Here is a 16,927-nt window from a genome sequence, read left to right on the forward strand (position 1 = left end):
GGACACGCCACTGTGGTGAAGCCCTTATCGCCAGCCGTAGTCGCTGCGCAGCCGGGCCGCGATCCGGTCGAAGCGGCCACGGTCCAGGATGGACCCCTCACGCCGGATGCCGCGCTCGTCGACGGTCAGCACGCGGTCGAGCCGCACCCAGCTCGGCCGGGACTCGCGGTCCCACGACCCGGCGCCGAGAGCGAGCCAGCTGCGCGAGCCGTCGCGCCGGTCGTTGCTGGAGAGCATGAGGCCGAGCATCGTGCGGCCGCGACGGCCGACCACCAGCACCGGGCGATCCTTGCCCTGACGCGGGTCCTCCTCGTAGGGCACCCAGGTCCAGACGACCTCGCCGGGATCGGCGCGCCCGTCCAGCTCCGGCGAATATTCCAGCATCCGGTCGGACCGCCGCCGCAGCGGCGCCGGCATGCGCCGCTGGCGGACCGAAGCGGTGGGCACCACCCGCGCCGGCGTGGGGCGTCCGAGCATGCGGGCCGCTACATCGCGCCAAGGTTTCACGTTGGCTGATGTTAGCGGCCGACCTCGGCCAGCAGGACGGCACGCAACGCCGCTGCCGCATGGGTCAGGGTGACGCCGCGCCGCTGCGCGACCGCGATGGTCCGGCGCAACGGCGGCGCCAGCGGGACGGCCCACAGGCCCGGGCGGTTGGCCAGCACCATCTCGGGCACGACGGCCAGGCCGAGGCCCGCCTCGACGAACTCCAGCACCGCGTCGAGCTCGCCGCCCTCGACCGCGAAGGTCGGCTCGAAACCGGCGCGCCGGCACGCCTCGAGCACGTCGTCACGCAGCGTGTAGCCGGGCCGGAACATCACCAGCGGCCGGTCGCGCAGATCCTCGACCAGCATCGGCTCGGGCAGTCGCGTGCCCGCCGCGGCCGCGACGACCAGGTCCTCGTCGAGGATCGGCGCGGCGTCGAGCGCGGGGTCGATGCCGGTCTCCGGCAGCACCACCAGGGCCAGGTCGAGCTCGCCGTGCGAGAGGGCGTTGACCAGTTCCTGCGAGCCGCCCTCGGCCACCCGCAGCTCGATCTCGGGGTGGGCGGTGTGGAAGCGGCGCAGCACCCGCGGCGCCAGCGAGGTGCACAAACTCGGCGTGGCACCCAGCCGGACCCGCCCGCGGGTGAGCCCGACGAGGTTGCGGACCTCGCGGTGCGCGGTCTCCGCGTCGGCGAGGATCCGCTGTGCCAGCGGCAGCAGCGTCTCGCCGGCCGGGGTCAGCTCGACCTCCGACGGCAGCCGGGTGAACAGCGGCGCCCCGAGCTCGGCTTCGAGGCTGTGAATCTGCTTACTGAGTGAGGGCTGGGCCACACCCACCGCGACGGCTGCCTGGGTGAAATGTCGTAGTTCTGCCACCGCCACGAAGGATCGCAGCTGCTCCAGACGCATTTTGATAGCTTATAGCTATCAGCACCGCTATCGCCATGCATTGGACGCATCAGGACAGCTCAACCTAGCGTCCAAAGCATGGTGGCATCGAGTACGCGCGACCGCGCGGCGGTGGCGGCGAAGGAATCCTCGGCGCCTCGGCGGAACGCGTCCTACCGCTCGACGGTAGGCATCAAGGTGGTCATGGCGGTGACCGGCCTCCTGTTCCTGGCGTTCCTCGTGCTGCACATGGCCGGCAACCTGAAGATCTTCTTCGGCGCCGAGTCCTTCGACCACTACGCGCACTGGCTCCGCGACATCGGCGCACCCGCGTTGCCGCACGAATGGTTCCTCTGGATCCAGCGCGGCGTGCTGACCCTCGCGCTGGTCGGCCACGTCTGGGCGGCGGCGACCCTGGCCATCCGCGCGAAGCGGGCGCGTCCCGTTGGCTACGCGCACCGCCCCAAGGTGCAGGGCAGCTACGCGGCCCGGACGATGCGCTGGGGCGGCGTGATCATCCTGCTGTTCCTGGTCTGGCACCTGCTCGACCTGACCGTCGGCACCGTCAACCCGGTCGGCGATCCGGCGACCCCGTACGCCAACGTGGTGGCCGGTTTCGCCCCCAGCCGCTGGCCGGTGACCCTGTTCTACGCGCTGGCCGTGGTCGCCGTCGGCTTCCACGTGCGGCACGGGCTGTTCAGCGCGCTGCGCACCCTCGGCCAGCGCACCGCGAACGGCGAGCGGTGGGCGCGGGTGGCCGCGCTCGGCTTCGCGATCCTCCTCTGCGCCGGCTTCCTCGTGGTGCCGTTCGCCGTGCTCGTCGGATTGGTTGGCTAGGCATGACGTACCCAGGTGAGTTCTTCGTCGACGGCGACCCGATCGCCGACACCGCGGCGCCGGACGGGCCGCTCGCGGAGCGGTGGACCAAGCGCCGATCCACCGGCCGCCTCGTCAACCCGGCCAACCGCCGCCGGCTCGACGTGATCGTGGTGGGCAGCGGCCTGGCCGGCGGCTCGGCGGCCGCGACGCTCGGCGAGCTCGGCTACCGCGTGCGCTGCTACTGCTACCAGGACAGCCCGCGACGGGCACACTCGATCGCGGCGCAGGGCGGCATCAACGCGGCCAAGAACTACCGCAACGACGGCGACTCGGTCGAGCGGCTCTTCCACGACACCATCAAGGGCGGCGACTTCCGGGCGCGCGAGTCCAACGTCTACCGGCTGGCCGAGGTCTCCGTCGAGATCATCGACCAGTGCGTGGCGCAGGGCGTGCCGTTCGCCCGCGAGTACGGCGGCCTGCTGGACACCCGCTCGTTCGGCGGCGCCCAGGTGTCGCGCACCTTCTACGCCCGCGGCCAGACGGGCCAGCAGCTGCTGCTCGGCGCGTACCAGGCATTGGAGCGGCAGGTCAACGCCGGCACCGTGCAGATGCACACGCGGCACGAGATGCTCGACCTGATCGTGGTCGACGGCCGCGCCCGCGGCATCGTGGTGCGCGACCTGGAGACCGGCGCGGTCACCGTCGACCTGGCCGACGCGGTGGTGCTGGCCAGCGGCGGCTACGGCAACGTGTTCCACCTGTCGACCAACGCCAAGGGCTGCAACGTCACGGCGAGCTGGCGGGCACACCGGCGCGGGGCGCTGTTCGCCAACCCGGCGTTCACCCAGATCCACCCGACCTGCATCCCGGTCTCCGGCGACCACCAGTCGAAGCTGACGTTGATGAGCGAGTCGCTCCGCAACGACGGCCGCGTGTGGGTGCCGTCCGCCGCAGGCGACACCCGGGCGCCGGGCGACATCCCCGAGGACGAGCGGGACTACTTCCTCGAACGGCGCTACCCGGCGTACGGGAACCTGGTGCCGCGCGACATCGCGTCCCGGGCGACGAAGGCGGTCTGCGACGACGGCCGCGGCGTCGGTCCGGGCGGTCGCGGCGTCTACCTCGACTTCGCCGACGCGCTCGCGCGGCTGGGCCGCCCGGCCATCGAGGAGCGCTACGGCAACCTCTTCGAGATGTACGAGCGGATCACCGGCGACGACCCGTACGTGACGCCGATGCGGATCTACCCCGCCGTGCACTACACGATGGGCGGGCTGTGGGTCGACTACGACCTGAGCTCCACGATCCCGGGCCTGTTCGTGATCGGCGAGGCCAACTTCTCCGACCACGGCGCCAACCGGCTCGGCGCGTCCGCGCTCATGCAGGGGCTCGCCGACGGCTACTTCGTGCTGCCCAACACGATCGGCGCGTACCTGGCCGACGGCCCGTTCCAGAAGCTCACGCCGAAGCACCCGGACGTGGCCTCGGCGCGCGCGGCGGTGACAGAGCGGGTCCAGCGGTTGCTGGAGGTCGACGGCGACCGCTCGGTGGACTCGTTCCACCGCGAGCTGGGCAAGATCATGTGGGAGTACTGCGGGATGGAGCGCACGGATGCCGGTCTCCGCAAGGCGATCGAGCTGATCCGCACGCTGCGCGACGAGTTCTGGGCCCGGGTCAAGGTGCCCGGCACCGGCGCGGAGCTCAACCAGTCGCTGGAGCGGGCCGGCCGGGTGGCCGACTTCTTCGAGCTCGCCGAGCTGATGTGCATCGACGCCCTGCACCGCACCGAGTCCTGCGGCGGCCACTTCCGGGCCGAGTCGCAGACCCCGGACGGCGAGGCGCTGCGCGCGGACGACGAGTTCTCCTACGTCGCCGCCTGGGAGTTCGCCTCCCCGCCGGTGCTGCACAAGGAACACCTGACCTTCGAGTACGAGACACCCAGCCAGCGGAGCTACTCGTGAAACTGACCCTGCGCATCTGGCGCCAGTCGGACCGCGAATCCCGCGGCAAGATGGTGTCGTACAAGGTCGACGACATCTCGACCGACATGTCCTTCCTCGAGGTGCTCGACGTGCTCAACGAGCAGCTCACCACCGCCGGCGAGGAGCCGGTGGCGTTCGACCACGACTGCCGCGAGGGCATCTGCGGCGCCTGCGGAATGGTCATCAACGGCGTGGCGCACGGCCCGCAGAAGCTGACCACGGCCTGCCAGCTCCACATGCGACACTTCAAGGACGGCGACACGATCGACGTCGAGCCGTGGCGGGCGCGGGCTTTCCCCGTGGTCAAGGACCTGGTGGTCGACCGCGGCGCGTTCGACAAAATCATCCAGGCGGGCGGCTACATCTCCGCGCCGACGGGCAGCGCCCCCGACGCGCACGCCACCCCGGTGCCGAAGGCGGCCGCCGACGCCGCGTTCGAGGCGGCGGCCTGCATCGGCTGCGGCGCCTGCGTGGCGGCCTGCCCCAACGGCTCGGCGATGCTGTTCACGGCGGCCAAGGTCGCGCACCTGGGCGCCCTGCCCCAGGGCCAGCCGGAACGCGCGTCGCGCGCGGCCGCCATGCTGCACGCCCACGACGAGGCCGACTTCGGCGGCTGCACCAACACGGGCGAGTGCACGGCCGTCTGCCCGAAGGGCATCCCCCTGACGGTCATCGGCGCCCTGAACCACGACATCCTGGGCTCCGCCGTCCGCGGCCGCTGACAGTCCCCCCGGTAAGGCCCGGAGCCAGCACGGCTCCGGGCCTTTACCTTCAGGGGCTGGTGCAGGTGAGGCCGCTGGGCGGGGTCGCGCCGTCGCCCGTGGCGGTGAAGCCGAACGTGGTCGAGGCGTTCGGCGCGACCGTCCCGTTGTAGGGCGCGTTCCTGACGACGACCCGGCCGGTCGTGCCGGTGTTGGTGCCGCTCCAGAGGCTGCTGATGGCCTGGCCGCTCGCCATCGTCAGGGAAACGGTCCAGCCGTTCAAGGTCGTGGCGGTGCCGTTGGACACGGTCACCTCACCCTGGAAGCCGCCCGGCCAACTGTTCACCGCGCGATAGGCGGCGACGCAGGTGCCCGTGCCACCGGTCGGCGGCGGGGTGGTCGGCGGCGCGCTCGTGGGCGGCGCGCTCGTCGGTGGCGCGGTCGACTCGAACTGGCTGAAGAACCTCCAGATCTCACCCGAGGTCCACGTCCGGGAGTCGTTGGGACTGCCGGACCCGTCGACCGGGCTGGGCGTGTGGTCACCGTCGAACGCCGCCCATTGGACCGGGTAACCGGCCCGGCATCCCGAGTAGGCGGTCGTGATGTGCCTGAGGCTGCCCCGGCTCGGCTCGGCCGGACTCTGCGCCGTGCAGCCGTTGTTCCTGACGAAGGTGTCACGTAGCTGGCGGCCCTGGGAGATGTTCAGCACGCTGTCGTAGGTGCCGTGGATGCCGAAGTAGGCGACCGGCTGGGTGCCGCCGTTGCATCCGCTGAGGTTGGCTCCGGAGAGGACGGTGACCGCGCGGATGACGGTGGGCCGGGCGCAGGCGACCGCGTAGCTCATGGCTCCGCCGTAGCTCCAGCCCAGCGCGAAGCGCTGTGCCGTGTCGACGCACAGGTCGTTCTCGATCTGCTGGGAGATGTCGTCGAAGAGGGTCAGGTCCCGGCCGTTGCTGTTGGCCCAGCCGGCGTTCAGGCCCTGCGGGGCCACGAAGATCGTGCTGTTGTTCGACAGCGGCGCGAGCCCGTAGTAGCCGGCCGAGGTCACGTTGTTGGCCGAGCCGTTCAACCAGTGGAAGGCGAAGACCAGGCGGTACGGGTGGTTCCTGTCGTACCCGTCGGGGATCCGCAGGTTGTAGCTGCGGCTCTGGCCACCGCTGGAGATGGTGCGGGTCCCGCTGGTCAACGTGGGGGTCTTGCCGCAGCCGGCGGTCGCGGCGAACGTGCCGTTCGGCGCCGCCACGGCCACGGCGCGGAAGGCGCCGTTGAGGACGCCGCCGGCGGCGACCACGAGCAGAACCGCCGCGGCCGCGATGGAGGGGAGAAGGTGTCTGCGTTTCGGCATTGCGTGACTCCTTGGGCGGGTGCGCTGATGGGTCGCCAGCGGTTCGCCCGTCCAGGAAGCCTGGGGCGCGCCGATCGCTCCAGGGGCGTCCGGGCCGGGCATGCGGCGTGGCGACCGTCGCCCGGCGACAGGTGCGTCGCCTGGCGTCGACGGTGTGGCCCGGACTGTTGGATTACCGGTAAAACATCGGAAGAGCGTGCCCTTCGCTCCCGGTAAAAGATAGCAGATTATCGATAGAGGATGGGTCACCCAGCCGCACAACGGGCGGGCCGACGCCCGGTCAGCACGAGGCGCGAGGGGCGGCGGCGCTCGCCGTGGCCCTGGGTGGGGCGCACGGCCGACCGATCTTGACGTTTTCTTGACGCGGTGAACCCGGTCGTGCCGGCAGGATGAACGCCGGCAGTGCGACGTCGAAAGGTCCACCTGGTGCGTAGTGAGTCTTCGCCGGCAGCGTCGGCCGGCGGCCGGGAGGTCGTGCGGGCCGCGGTGGTGGTCGGGGCGCTCGGTGTCGTGTTCGGCGACATCGGGACCAGCCCGATCTATACGATCCAGACCGTCTTCAACCCGGCCGACCCGCATCCGGTGCCGGTCAGCGACGCCAACGTCTACGGCGTCGTCTCGCTGATCTTCTGGTCGGTGATGCTCATCGTCACCCTGACCTACGTCACGCTGGTGATGCGGGTCAGCAACCAGGGTCAGGGCGGCATCATGGCGCTGATCACGCTGTTGCGCCGGTTGGCCGGCGGGCGGCGGCGTGGCGCGCTGGTGCTCGCCGGTCTCGGTGTGTTCGGCGCCGCACTCTTCTTCGGCGACAGCATGATCACGCCGGCGATCTCGGTGCTGTCGTCGGTCGAGGGGCTCAAGGTGGTCCAGCCCGGCCTCGCGGACGCGGTCGTGCCGATCACCGCCGTGATCATCGTGCTGCTGTTCCTCGTCCAGCGGCTGGGTACGGCCGCGGTCGGCCGGTTCTTCGGCCCGGTCATGATCGCCTGGTTCGTGGCGATCGGCGCCTGCGGCGTCGGTGGGATCGCGCAGAACCCGGCGATCCTGAAGGCGCTGTCCCCGACGTACGCGATCGGGTTCCTGACCGGGCATTTCCACATCGCGTTCTACGCGCTCGCCGCCATCGTGCTCGCGGTCACCGGCGCCGAGGCGCTCTACGCCGACATGGGCCACTTCGGCCGGCGGGCGATCACCCGCGGCTGGCTGACGCTGGTGCTGCCCGCGTGCACGCTCAGCTACCTCGGCCAGGGCGCGCTGGTCCTCGACGACCAGAGCACCATCAGCAGCCCGTTCTTCCTGCTCACCCCCGACTGGGCCCGGCTGCCGATGGTGCTGCTCGCGACGGCGGCCACCGTCATCGCCGCGCAGGCGGTGATCACCGGGGCGTTCTCGGTGGCGAGCCAGGCGGCCCAGCTCGGCTATCTGCCGCGGCTGCGGATCGCGTACACCTCGGAGTCGACGATCGGCCAGATCTACGTGCCGTGGATCAACTGGCTGCTGATGGTCTCGGTGCTGACGCTCGTGTTCGCGTTCCGGAGCTCGGCCGCCCTCGCGTACGCGTTCGGCATGGCGGTCGTCGGGACCATCACGATCGCGACCCTGCTCTTCTTCTACCTCGCCCGCGTCCGCTTCAGAGCTCCACTATGGATCGTCGTGGTCGGCGCCGTGGTGCTGTTGTCGATGGACCTGCTGTTCCTCGGGGCCAACCTCACCAAACTGCTGCACGGCGCGTGGCTGCCGCTGCTGATCGGGCTGACCGCGTTCGTGGTGATGACGACCTGGCAGCGCGGCCGACAGGTGGTCACCCGCGAGCGCGCCCTGGCCGAGGGGCCGCTGCGGGAGTTCGTCGCCGACCTGCACGACCGGGCGGCCACGTTCACCCGGGTGCCTGGCACCGCCGTCTTCCTCAACCGCGGCAAGGAGACGGCACCGCTGGCCCTGCGGGCCAACGTCGAGCACAACCACGTGCTGCACGAGCACGTGCTGATCCTGTCGATCGAGACGGAGACCGTGCCGTACGTCCCGGACAGCGAGCGGATCGAGGTCGACGACCTCGGCTTCGCCGAGGACGGGATCGTGCACGTCATCGCCCGTTACGGGTACATCGAGACGCCGAACGTGCCGGCCGCCCTCGCGTTGATCGAACCCGACCGCACGGAGGGTGTGGCCTCGCTCGGCGACGCCTCGTACTTCCTGTCGAAGATCGAGCTGACGCGTGGCGACGCGGCCACCATGGCCGGCTGGCGCAAGCGGCTGTTCATCGCCACGTCCTACGTCACGGCCGACGCCGCCGAGTACTTCGGGCTGCCCCGGGAGCGCACGGTGATCATGGGCTCCCGCATCGCGGTCTGAGACGGCGCGCACGTTTGTTGACCTAGAGCGCACTCCAGCTCCTAGCGTTGATCGCATGAACGAAGCGAACACCGACCGGTTCGAGCGGGGGAAGCAGGTCCTCGAGGCGGTCAACGGGGAGACCGGCACGAGGGTCATGGAGGCGCTCGCCGACATCGCACCGGAGATGGCGCGCCAGATCGTCTCCTGGTCATACGGCGAGATCTACGCCCGACCCGGTCTCGCCCCGCGGGACCGGCAACTGGTGACACTCGGGATGCTGACCGCACTCGGGGCCGAGGCGCAGCTCGAGGTGCACGTCAACGCCTCGCTCAACGTGGGGCTGACTCCCCAGGAGATCACCGAGACGTTCCTGCACTCGGCCGTCTACTGCGGCTTCCCGAGGGCGCTCAACGCCGTCTTCACGGCCAAGAAGGTGTTCGCGGAACGGGGTCTGCTGCCGCTGGCCTGAGGCGGGCCTTCGTGGCCGGGTCGGCGAAGGACGCGTCGACCGACGCGCGGGCCAGGTCGGCGAGGTCGGCGGACGTCCAGCCGAACGCCTCCGCCGCTGCGGTGTACTCGTCGCGCAGGGTGGTGTGGATCATCTCGGGGATGTCGGTGTTGAGAGTGACCCGCAGGCCCTCCGCGCGCAGCCGGGGCAACGGATGCTCGGCGAACGACGGCACGAAGCCCAGCGCGACGTTGGAGGTCGGGCAGACCTCGAGCGGGATGCCCCGCTCGCGCACCTCGGCGGTCAGGTCCGGGTCGTCGAGCACCCGGATGCCGTGGCCCAGCCGCTCGGTCAGGCCGACGTCGAGCGCCTCACGGATGCTGGCGGGGCCGGCCGCCTCTCCGGCGTGGTGCACGACGTGCAGGCCGGCCTCGCGGGCCTCGGCGAAGACGGCGCCGAACGGCGCGGCCGGGAAGTCCTCGTCGCCGGCCAGCCCCATCGCGACCACGCGGTCGTGCTTGCGGGCCAGGTCGAGGGTCCGCCAGGCCCGCTCGACCGAGCGGCGGCGTGAGGTGTCGAGGATGACGTTCCAGGCGAGCCCGTAGCGCTCTCCGCCCTCGGCCAACCCGTCGAGCACCGCCGCGAGCGGCATGTCGAGGTCGCCGAGGCGCTCGCCGTGCGCGGCCGCGGTGAACGACACCTCGACGTAGTCGACCCCCTGGGCCACCTGGTCGGCGCAGAACTCGACGGCGACCCGGTGGAAGTCCGCCGGCCGCCGCAGGCAGTCGCGTACGAGCTGGTTCTGGTCGAAGAAGTCGGTGAACGACGTGAAGCGGTGCGTGCCGTCGCGCAGGTGGTCGGGAAACGCGGGGCCGGCGATCTCGGCCAGCGTCGACCAGCGCACCGCACTCTCCAGGTGCACGTGCAGGTGCGCGACGGGCGGCGACTCGGTCATGGCCCGGGAAGACTAACCGGGCCGGTCACGGCGCCGCCCGCGATTTTCCGCGTGTCAGCGACCCCGGCTGCGCAGCCGGTTGGCCAACTGCTGGAGCCGGCGCTGGTTCTCGGGCTTGGCCAGCTGGGTGCGGCCCTGTTGCACGAGCCGTTGCCCACGTGGGCTTCTGAGGAAGTCGCGAATCCGGTCTGCCATCGACGCCATGGTTCATTGTCCCCGATGTCCGGCTCTGTCGCACGTCTCCGCGCTGGCTAATCCGGTTGCACCCGGCCCCGGCGACCAGGAGCATCGGGTGGTGATCATCGACGTCGCGCTGGTCCGTCGGCTGGTGGCCGAGCAGTTCCCGCAGTGGGCCGATCTGCCGGTGAGGCCGGTCGCGGTCGGCGGCAACGACAACCGCACCTTCCATCTCGGCGACGCGATGAGCGTGCGGCTGCCCAGCGCCGAGGGCTACGTGGCCAGCGTGGAGAAGGAACAGCGGTGGCTGCCGGTGCTCGCGCCGCACCTGCCGGTGCCCATCCCGGCTCCGCTCGCGCAGGGACGGCCCGGCGCCGGCTATCCGTGGCCGTGGTCGGTCAACCGCTGGCTCGACGGCTCGACCGCCGGCCCCGACACCGTCGCCGACCAGACGGCGTTCGCGGTCGACCTCGCCGGCTTCCTCACCGCGCTCCAAGGCGTCGACACCGGCGGCGAGCCCGCGGCCGGGCCGCACAGCTTCTGGCGTGGGGCGAGCCTCGAGCACTACGACGACGAGACCCGCAAGACGATCGCCACCCTGGAGGGCCGGATCGACGCCGCCGCCACGACCGCCGAGTGGGACGCCGCCCTCGACGCGCGGTGGCACGGGAAGCCGGTCTGGTTCCACGGCGACGTCGCGGTGGGCAACATCCTGGTCCGCGACGGCCGGCTGGCCGCCGTCATCGACTTCGGCACCTCCGGGGTCGGCGATCCGGCCTGCGACATGGTGATCGCCTGGACGTTCCTCGACGGCCCCGCCCGGGACGCGTTCCGGGCCGCTCTGCACGTCGACGACGCGACCTGGCAACGCGGCCGCGGCTGGGCGCTGTGGAAGGCGCTGATCACGCTCGACACCAACCCGGACAGCGGGCGGCAGATCGACGTTCTCCTAGGCGGTGCGCGGCTCCGCTGACTCGGCCTGCACCTGGGCCGCCGCGTGGCCGAAGGCCAGCAACGCCACCAGCAGGTCGTGCTGCGCCCGGTGCGGCATCCGCTCGAGCACCGCCCGCACCGCCTGGGCGCGCCGTTCGCGTAGCTCGCGGAGCACCGCCGCGCCGGCCGCCGTGAGCACCAGCCGCACCTCGCGGCGGTCACGCTCGTCGGCCGCCCGTCGCAGCAGACCGACCGCCTCCAGCCGGTCGCACAGCCGGCTGGCCGACGAGGGCACCACGTCCAGCAGCTCCGCGAGCCGGTTGACGTTCGTGTCCGGGCGCACGTTGATGATCGAGAGGACCCGGACCTGGGTCGGCGAGACCGGTGACTCCTGACGCGTACGGGCCGCTTCCAGCACGCTGACCAGCGCCTCCGAAGCGGCCTCGATAGAGCTGGCCAGGTTAGCGCGATCCATTGCGTCGCCTCTCGCCCAGTCGGGAAAACCGTGACTTACCCGGACGCCGCCTCCGTCATGCGCCTTGAGTCGTTTTGATCCACTGTGCCTTCCGTCCCGTTGACCGGATACTTGCGGTCCAGGCAGACCATCACGGCGTCGTCTTCGAGCTCGATGTCGCCGTGGTACGCCCGCAGGGCCAGCATCACCGTGTTGATCGCCTGTGCCGGCGGGAAGCGCCGGGCCGACCGGATCGCCTTCACCAGCCGCTGTTCGCCATAGGTCGGGCGGCCGCCCGGCGCCGCGTCGTGCACCCCGTCGCTGACCACGAACAGCCGATCGCCGGCGGCCAGGTGGAAGGTCTGCACCCCGTAGCGCGTCTCCTCGAACATGCCCAAGGGGAGCTGCTGGTCGAGTACCACGGGCGCCACCGCCGCGCCGCGGACCCGCCACGCCTTGGGCGAGCCCGTGTCGATCGCGCGCACCCGGCCGGTGCCGCCGTCGTACTCCAGCAGCATCGCGTCCACCGGCCGCCCGCCGCGGTGGGCCGCGAAGACCGTGTCCGAGGCGAGCTCCGCCTGCTCGACGAGCGTGCCGCCGGAGCGGCGAGCGTTGCGCATCGCGTTGACGGCCAACGAGGTCAGCGCCGACGCGGCGAGCCCGGTGCCCTGGCCGTTGACCACCGTCACGGTCAACCGGCCGTCGTTGACCGCCCAGTCGAAGTTGTCGCCGGAGGTCCGGTAGGCGGGCTCGAGCTGACCGGCGAGCACGTACCCGTGATCACTCACACAGCGCCCGGGCAGCAGGTCCCACTGCATCTCCGCGGCCATCGAGAGGCGTTGGCGGCGGCGGGTCAGCCGGTAGCGGTCGGTGTCGCGGTCAGCGGCGCGCAACGCGACCGCGAGGTCCTCGGCGGCCGCACAGCAGTGCCGCACGGTCGCGTCGGTCGGTGCGGCCGGGAAGTCGGCGACCAGGACGCCCAGCCGCTCGCCCCAGACGGTCAACGGCACGTAGAGGCGTACGCCCGGCGTCTCCGGCACGTCGTCGACGCAGTGCTCCTGGCTCGCGTAGCAGCGGGCGGCGATGGTCCGCTCGGCCAGCAGGCCCTGGGTCGGGTCGTCGGGCCGCAGCACCGGCCAGAGCCCGGCGATCCGGTAGTCGGCGAGCAACACGTCGGCGCGCAGACCGCCCAGCTCCGATCGGACATGGTGGTCGACCACCTCGACCAGTGCGTCGGGGGCGACGGCGCGCAGTCGCTCGGCCAGCATCGGTGTACCTCCCTCGGTGTGGCTTCTACCCACTGGCCACGGGAAACGAACCGGTCCGGCAGAATGCCGGACGTGACCGACCAGATCCAGGCAGCAGCTCCGTCCGTCTCCGCCCGCATCGCGCAGGAGTTGGGAGTACGCGAGACGCAGGTCGTCTCCGCCGTCGACCTGCTCGACGGCGGCGCGACGGTGCCGTTCGTGGCCCGCTACCGCAAGGAGGCCACCGGCGGGCTCGACGACACCCAGCTGCGCACGCTCGAAGAGCGGCTGCGCTACCTCCGTGAGCTCGACGAGCGCCGGGCGGCGATCCTCGAGTCGATCCGCTCGCAGGGCAAGCTGGACCCAGAGCTCGAGGCGCAGATCGTGGCGGCCGACTCGAAGGCCCGCCTGGAGGACATCTACCTGCCGTTCAAGCCCAAGCGCCGGACCAAAGCCCAGATCGCCCGCGAGGCCGGCCTCGAGCCGCTGGCCGACCTGCTGTTCGGCGACCCGACGCAGGACCCGGCCAGCTCGGCGGCGGCGTTCGTCGACGCCGAGAAGGGTGTCGCCGACGCGGCGGCCGCGCTCGACGGCGCCCGGTCGATCCTGGTCGAGCGCTTCGCCGAGGACGCCGACCTGATCGGCGGGCTGCGCGAGCAGGTCTGGGAGCGCGGCCGGATGCGGGCCAAGGTCAAGGAGGGCAAGGAGGAGGCGGGCGCGAAGTTCAGCGACTACTTCGACTTCGCCGAGCCGCTGACCTCGCTGCCGTCGCACCGGATCCTCGCGCTGTTCCGCGGTGAGAAGGAGGAGGTCCTCGACCTCATCCTGGAGCCCTCCGCCGAAGAAGCAGACGCGGTCGCCGCCGGGACGCTGGCCACCGGGCCGGTGTACTACGAGCAGCGGATCGCCGGCCACTTCGGCATCGCCGACCAGGGGCGCGCGGCCGACCGCTGGCTGCTCGACACGGTCCGCTGGGCCTGGCGCACCCGGATCGTCGTGCACCTCGACATGTCGCTTCGGATGCGGCTGTTCCAGGCCGCCGAGGACGAGGCGGTGCGCGTGTTCGCGGCCAACCTGCGCGACCTGCTGCTGGCCGCACCCGCCGGCACCCGCGCCACGATGGGCCTCGACCCGGGCTTCCGCACCGGGGTGAAGGTCGCGGTGGTCTCCGCGACCGGCAAGGTGCTGGCCACCGACACCATCTATCCGCACGTGCCGGCCAACAAGTGGTCCGCGGCGCTGGCGACGCTGGCCTCGCTGGCGAAGGAGCACGACGTCGAGCTCGTCGCGATCGGCAACGGCACCGCGTCGCGGGAGACCGACAAGCTGGCCGGTGAGCTGATCGCGGCGAATCCCGACCTCAACCTGACCAAGGTGATGGTCTCCGAGGCGGGGGCTTCGGTCTATTCGGCATCCGCGTACGCCGCGTCGGAGCTGCCCGGCATGGACGTCTCGCTGCGCGGGGCGGTCTCCATCGCCCGCCGGCTCCAGGACCCGCTGGCCGAGCTCGTGAAGATCGACCCGAAGTCGATCGGCGTCGGGCAGTACCAGCACGACATCTCCGAGGTGAAGCTGTCCCGCTCGCTCGACGCGGTGGTCGAGGACTGCGTCAACGGCGTCGGCGTCGACGTCAACCTGGCGTCCGCGCCGCTGCTGTCGCGCGTCTCGGGCATCGGTGAGTCGCTGGCCGCCAACATCGTCGCGCACCGTGAGGCCAACGGGCCGTTCCGCAACCGGTCGGCGCTCAAGGAGGTGCCGCGGCTCGGCCCCAAGGCGTTCGAGCAGTGCGCGGGCTTCCTGCGGATCGCGGGTGGTGACGATCCGCTGGACGGGTCGTCGGTGCACCCCGAGGCGTACCCGGTGGTCCGCCGGATCCTGGCGTCCGTCGACCTCGAGCTGCCCGCGCTGATCGGCAACGGCGCCCTGTTGCGCGGGCTCAAGCCCGGCGACTTCGCCGACGCGATGTTCGGCGTGCCGACCGTCACCGACATCCTGGGCGAGTTGGAGAAGCCGGGCCGCGACCCGCGACCGGCGTTCAAGACGGCGCGGTTCGCCGACGGCGTCGAGAAGATCGGCGACCTGGTCGCCGGCATGGTGCTGGAAGGCGTCGTGACCAACGTGGCGGCGTTCGGCGCGTTCGTGGACATCGGCGTGCACCAGGACGGGCTCGTGCACGTGTCGGCGATGTCGCGGACCTTCGTCAACGACCCGCGCGAGGTCGTCAAGCCCGGTGACGTCGTGAAGGTCAAGGTGCTCGACGTCGACGTGCCGCGCAAGCGGATCTCGCTGACGCTGCGGCTGGACGAGGAGAACGGCGCGGGCGCGCCGCGCGGCGGCGGTCGGCCCGCGCAACAGCGCCAGGGCGGTGGCGGCGGCCGGCAGGGTGGGGGCGGTGACCGGCAGGGTGGCGGTCAGAGCGGCGGCGGTGACCGGCGTGGCGGCGGTCAGAGCGGCGGAGGCCGGCAGGGCGGCGGCACCGGCCGCCAAGGCGGCGCCCCGGGTGGCGGCGGCCGCCAGGGTGGCGGTCATGGCGGCGGCGGTCGCCAGAGCACGGGCGGTCAGGGTGGCGGCGGTCGCCAGAGCACCGGAGGTCAGGGCGGAAGCGGTCGCCAGGGTGCCGGTGGACGGCAGGGCGGCGGCCGGCCGGTCAACAGCGCCATGGAAGACGCGCTGCGCAAGGCCGGGTTGCTCTAGGCGGTCGGACAGGCCCGGCGGTCGACCCGCCGGGCCTAGCGGTCGACGTCGTTGCCGAACGGGAGCAGGAGCCGGACCAGCTGGCGGCGGGTGAGCTCGTCGACGTGCTCCTTGTTGCGGTCGCGGAGCACCTCGGAGCGCAGGTCGCGGGCCTCGTCGGCGACGTCGTCCTCGTCGCCGAAGGTCATCGCTCGTTCGAGGTCGTCGGCGCGCCTGAGGATCCGATCGACGGCCTTCTTGTCAATCTTGCCCGCGTCCGCCGCGTCCTCGAGCGCCGACTTGAAGGCCGCGAGCGCGTCGCCCGGGTCGGTCGGTGCCGGCGGCTCGGTGGTCGGCTCGACCACGTCGTCGCGGGCCTGCTGCTGCGGGCTCGCACCCGCCTGCGCCACCGAACCGCCGGGCGTGCCGTCGGCGCCGGGGTTGAGCAGGATGGCCGCCACGATGGCGACGACGACCAGGGCCGCGGCGACACCGCCGACGGCCACCGCGCGCATCGGGTTGCGGGCCGGCCCCGGGTCGCGAACAGGCTCGCGGTCGGCGGCCCGCGCACGCAGCAGGCTCGTCGGCGCGGACACCACCGCGCGGCCCGGGTTCGCCGGGCGGGTCTCCAGGGATGCGGTTGGCGCGGACGCGGCGAGCTCGCCCAGCACGCGGGCGAGCTCGGCGGCGGACGGGCGCGCGGCCGGATCGGCCGAGAGGCTGGCCACGCCGGCCCGGGTCAGTGCCGCCGGCACTCCGGGCAGCACCGGGAACCGGGCCACGCCGCCGGACGACTCGGGGCGGTGGCCGACCAGGGCCTCGGCGAGCAGGACGCCAAGGCTGTAGACGTCGCTCGCGGGTGTCGGGTCGGCACCGGCCAGCCGCTCGGGAGAGCAGTAGCCCACCGTGCCGTATCGCTCGCCGCCGTCGGAGCTGCCCGCCAGGCCGGCGATGCCGAAGTCGAGGATCTTCACCCCGCCCTGGGTGAGCATCACGTTGCCGGGCTTGATGTCGCAGTGCACCACGCGGGCGGCGTGCGCGGCGGCCAGCCCGGCGGCCACCTGCGCGGCGATCGCCGCGGCGACGGGCCAGGGCAGCGGACCAACGGCCAGCCGCTCGGCCAGGTCGTCGCCCTCGACGAGCTCCATCACCAGGTAGGGCGCCAGGCCGCCGCCGGGCAGGGCGGCCTCTCCGTAGTCGTACACCCGGGTGATGTTGGGGTGGGCCAGCCCGGCGGCCGCGCGTGCCTCGCGATGGGTGGCGAGCCGGATCGTGGTGTCGCTGCCGACCGACGGGTCGAGCACCTTGACGGCGACGGGACGGCCGAGCACGGTGTCGTCGGCCCGCCAGACCTCGGCCATGCCGCCCACGCCGATCCGCGCGACCAGCAGGAAGCGGTCGTGCAGGCGAAGGCCGGGCGCGAGCGTCGACATGGCTGGTTCATCGTACGGACTGGGCGCGACAGGTGCCCTGAGCTCGCGCA

Annotated in this window: 15 protein-coding genes; 7 read left to right on the plus strand and 8 right to left on the minus strand. The window is 72.0% G+C overall.

Annotation, left to right across the window (positions count from 1 at the left end; translation table 11 throughout):
- Window positions 1-24 precede the first annotated feature (24 nt).
- Complete coding sequence (locus AB0J88_RS16980) at window positions 25-477, minus strand: type II toxin-antitoxin system PemK/MazF family toxin (protein ID WP_364344576.1); 453 nt, start codon at window positions 475-477, stop codon at window positions 25-27.
- 41 nt (window positions 478-518) lie between these two features.
- Window positions 519-1,400: a LysR substrate-binding domain-containing protein gene (locus AB0J88_RS16985; protein WP_364344573.1), complete on the minus strand. Its 882-nt coding sequence runs from the start codon at window positions 1,398-1,400 to the stop codon at window positions 519-521.
- Window positions 1,401-1,472: 72 nt separating this feature from the next.
- Here AB0J88_RS16985 and AB0J88_RS16990 point away from each other — a divergent pair, with 72 nt between their 5' ends.
- From AB0J88_RS16990 to AB0J88_RS17000, 3 genes are read left to right on the plus strand one after another with little or no spacing between them, the layout of a single operon-like run.
- Window positions 1,473-2,210 (plus strand): succinate dehydrogenase cytochrome b subunit, encoded by a 738-nt coding sequence (locus AB0J88_RS16990; protein ID WP_364343672.1) that lies wholly within the window; start codon window positions 1,473-1,475, stop codon window positions 2,208-2,210.
- A gap of 2 nt (window positions 2,211-2,212) precedes the next feature.
- Window positions 2,213-4,153, plus strand: coding sequence for a fumarate reductase/succinate dehydrogenase flavoprotein subunit (locus tag AB0J88_RS16995; protein WP_364343669.1), 1,941 nt, complete (start codon window positions 2,213-2,215; stop codon window positions 4,151-4,153).
- On the plus strand, window positions 4,150-4,896 hold the full coding sequence (locus tag AB0J88_RS17000; RefSeq protein WP_364343666.1) for a succinate dehydrogenase/fumarate reductase iron-sulfur subunit: 747 nt from the start codon (window positions 4,150-4,152) through the stop codon (window positions 4,894-4,896). Before AB0J88_RS16995 ends, AB0J88_RS17000 begins: the two co-directional genes overlap by 4 nt.
- Window positions 4,897-4,945: 49 nt before the next feature.
- Here AB0J88_RS17000 and AB0J88_RS17005 read toward each other — a convergent pair whose 3' ends face one another.
- Window positions 4,946-6,220: a cellulose binding domain-containing protein gene (locus AB0J88_RS17005; protein WP_364343663.1), complete on the minus strand. Its 1,275-nt coding sequence runs from the start codon at window positions 6,218-6,220 to the stop codon at window positions 4,946-4,948.
- 426 nt (window positions 6,221-6,646) lie between these two features.
- On the opposite strand from AB0J88_RS17005, the gene AB0J88_RS17010 reads away from it, so the two are divergent.
- Entirely contained in the window at window positions 6,647-8,575 is a 1,929-nt protein-coding gene (locus tag AB0J88_RS17010; RefSeq protein WP_364343660.1) for a KUP/HAK/KT family potassium transporter, read from the plus strand.
- A gap of 55 nt (window positions 8,576-8,630) precedes the next feature.
- Complete coding sequence (locus tag AB0J88_RS17015; RefSeq protein WP_364343657.1) at window positions 8,631-9,026, plus strand: carboxymuconolactone decarboxylase family protein; 396 nt, start codon at window positions 8,631-8,633, stop codon at window positions 9,024-9,026.
- On the opposite strand, the gene add is transcribed toward AB0J88_RS17015, so the two are convergent.
- Together add and AB0J88_RS17025 are read right to left on the minus strand one after the other, a co-directional pair.
- Entirely contained in the window at window positions 8,977-9,960 is a 984-nt protein-coding gene (gene add, locus AB0J88_RS17020; protein ID WP_364343654.1) for an adenosine deaminase, read from the minus strand. The two genes, AB0J88_RS17015 and add, sit on opposite strands and share 50 nt — an antisense overlap.
- A gap of 54 nt (window positions 9,961-10,014) precedes the next feature.
- Window positions 10,015-10,155: a hypothetical protein gene (locus AB0J88_RS17025; RefSeq protein WP_364343651.1), complete on the minus strand. Its 141-nt coding sequence runs from the start codon at window positions 10,153-10,155 to the stop codon at window positions 10,015-10,017.
- 97 nt (window positions 10,156-10,252) lie between these two features.
- On the opposite strand from AB0J88_RS17025, the gene AB0J88_RS17030 reads away from it, so the two are divergent.
- Window positions 10,253-11,110 carry an aminoglycoside phosphotransferase family protein gene (locus AB0J88_RS17030; RefSeq protein ID WP_364343648.1) on the plus strand — a complete coding sequence of 286 codons (858 nt, stop codon included), beginning with the start codon at window positions 10,253-10,255 and terminating at the stop codon, window positions 11,108-11,110.
- Here AB0J88_RS17030 and AB0J88_RS17035 read toward each other — a convergent pair.
- Both AB0J88_RS17035 and AB0J88_RS17040 read right to left on the minus strand, forming a co-directional pair.
- A complete protein-coding gene (locus AB0J88_RS17035; protein ID WP_364343645.1) occupies window positions 11,087-11,545 on the minus strand; it encodes a MarR family transcriptional regulator in 459 nt (152 codons plus the stop codon). The two genes, AB0J88_RS17030 and AB0J88_RS17035, sit on opposite strands and share 24 nt — an antisense overlap.
- Window positions 11,546-11,580: 35 nt before the next feature.
- Window positions 11,581-12,792, minus strand: coding sequence for a PP2C family protein-serine/threonine phosphatase (locus AB0J88_RS17040; RefSeq protein ID WP_364343642.1), 1,212 nt, complete (start codon window positions 12,790-12,792; stop codon window positions 11,581-11,583).
- 72 nt (window positions 12,793-12,864) lie between these two features.
- Between AB0J88_RS17040 and AB0J88_RS17045 the strand changes: the two genes are divergently transcribed.
- The gene (locus tag AB0J88_RS17045; RefSeq protein WP_364343639.1) at window positions 12,865-15,465 is read left to right on the plus strand and encodes a Tex family protein; all 2,601 of its coding nucleotides are present in this window, start codon (window positions 12,865-12,867) and stop codon (window positions 15,463-15,465) included.
- A gap of 35 nt (window positions 15,466-15,500) precedes the next feature.
- Here the strand turns inward: AB0J88_RS17045 and AB0J88_RS17050 are convergent, their stop codons facing one another.
- The gene (locus AB0J88_RS17050; protein WP_364343636.1) at window positions 15,501-16,877 is read right to left on the minus strand and encodes a protein kinase; all 1,377 of its coding nucleotides are present in this window, start codon (window positions 16,875-16,877) and stop codon (window positions 15,501-15,503) included.
- Between the last annotated feature and the right edge of the window lie 50 nt (window positions 16,878-16,927).

Source organism: Asanoa sp. NPDC049475, from assembly GCF_040676915.1.
Lineage (GTDB): Bacteria > Actinomycetota > Actinomycetes > Mycobacteriales > Micromonosporaceae > Asanoa.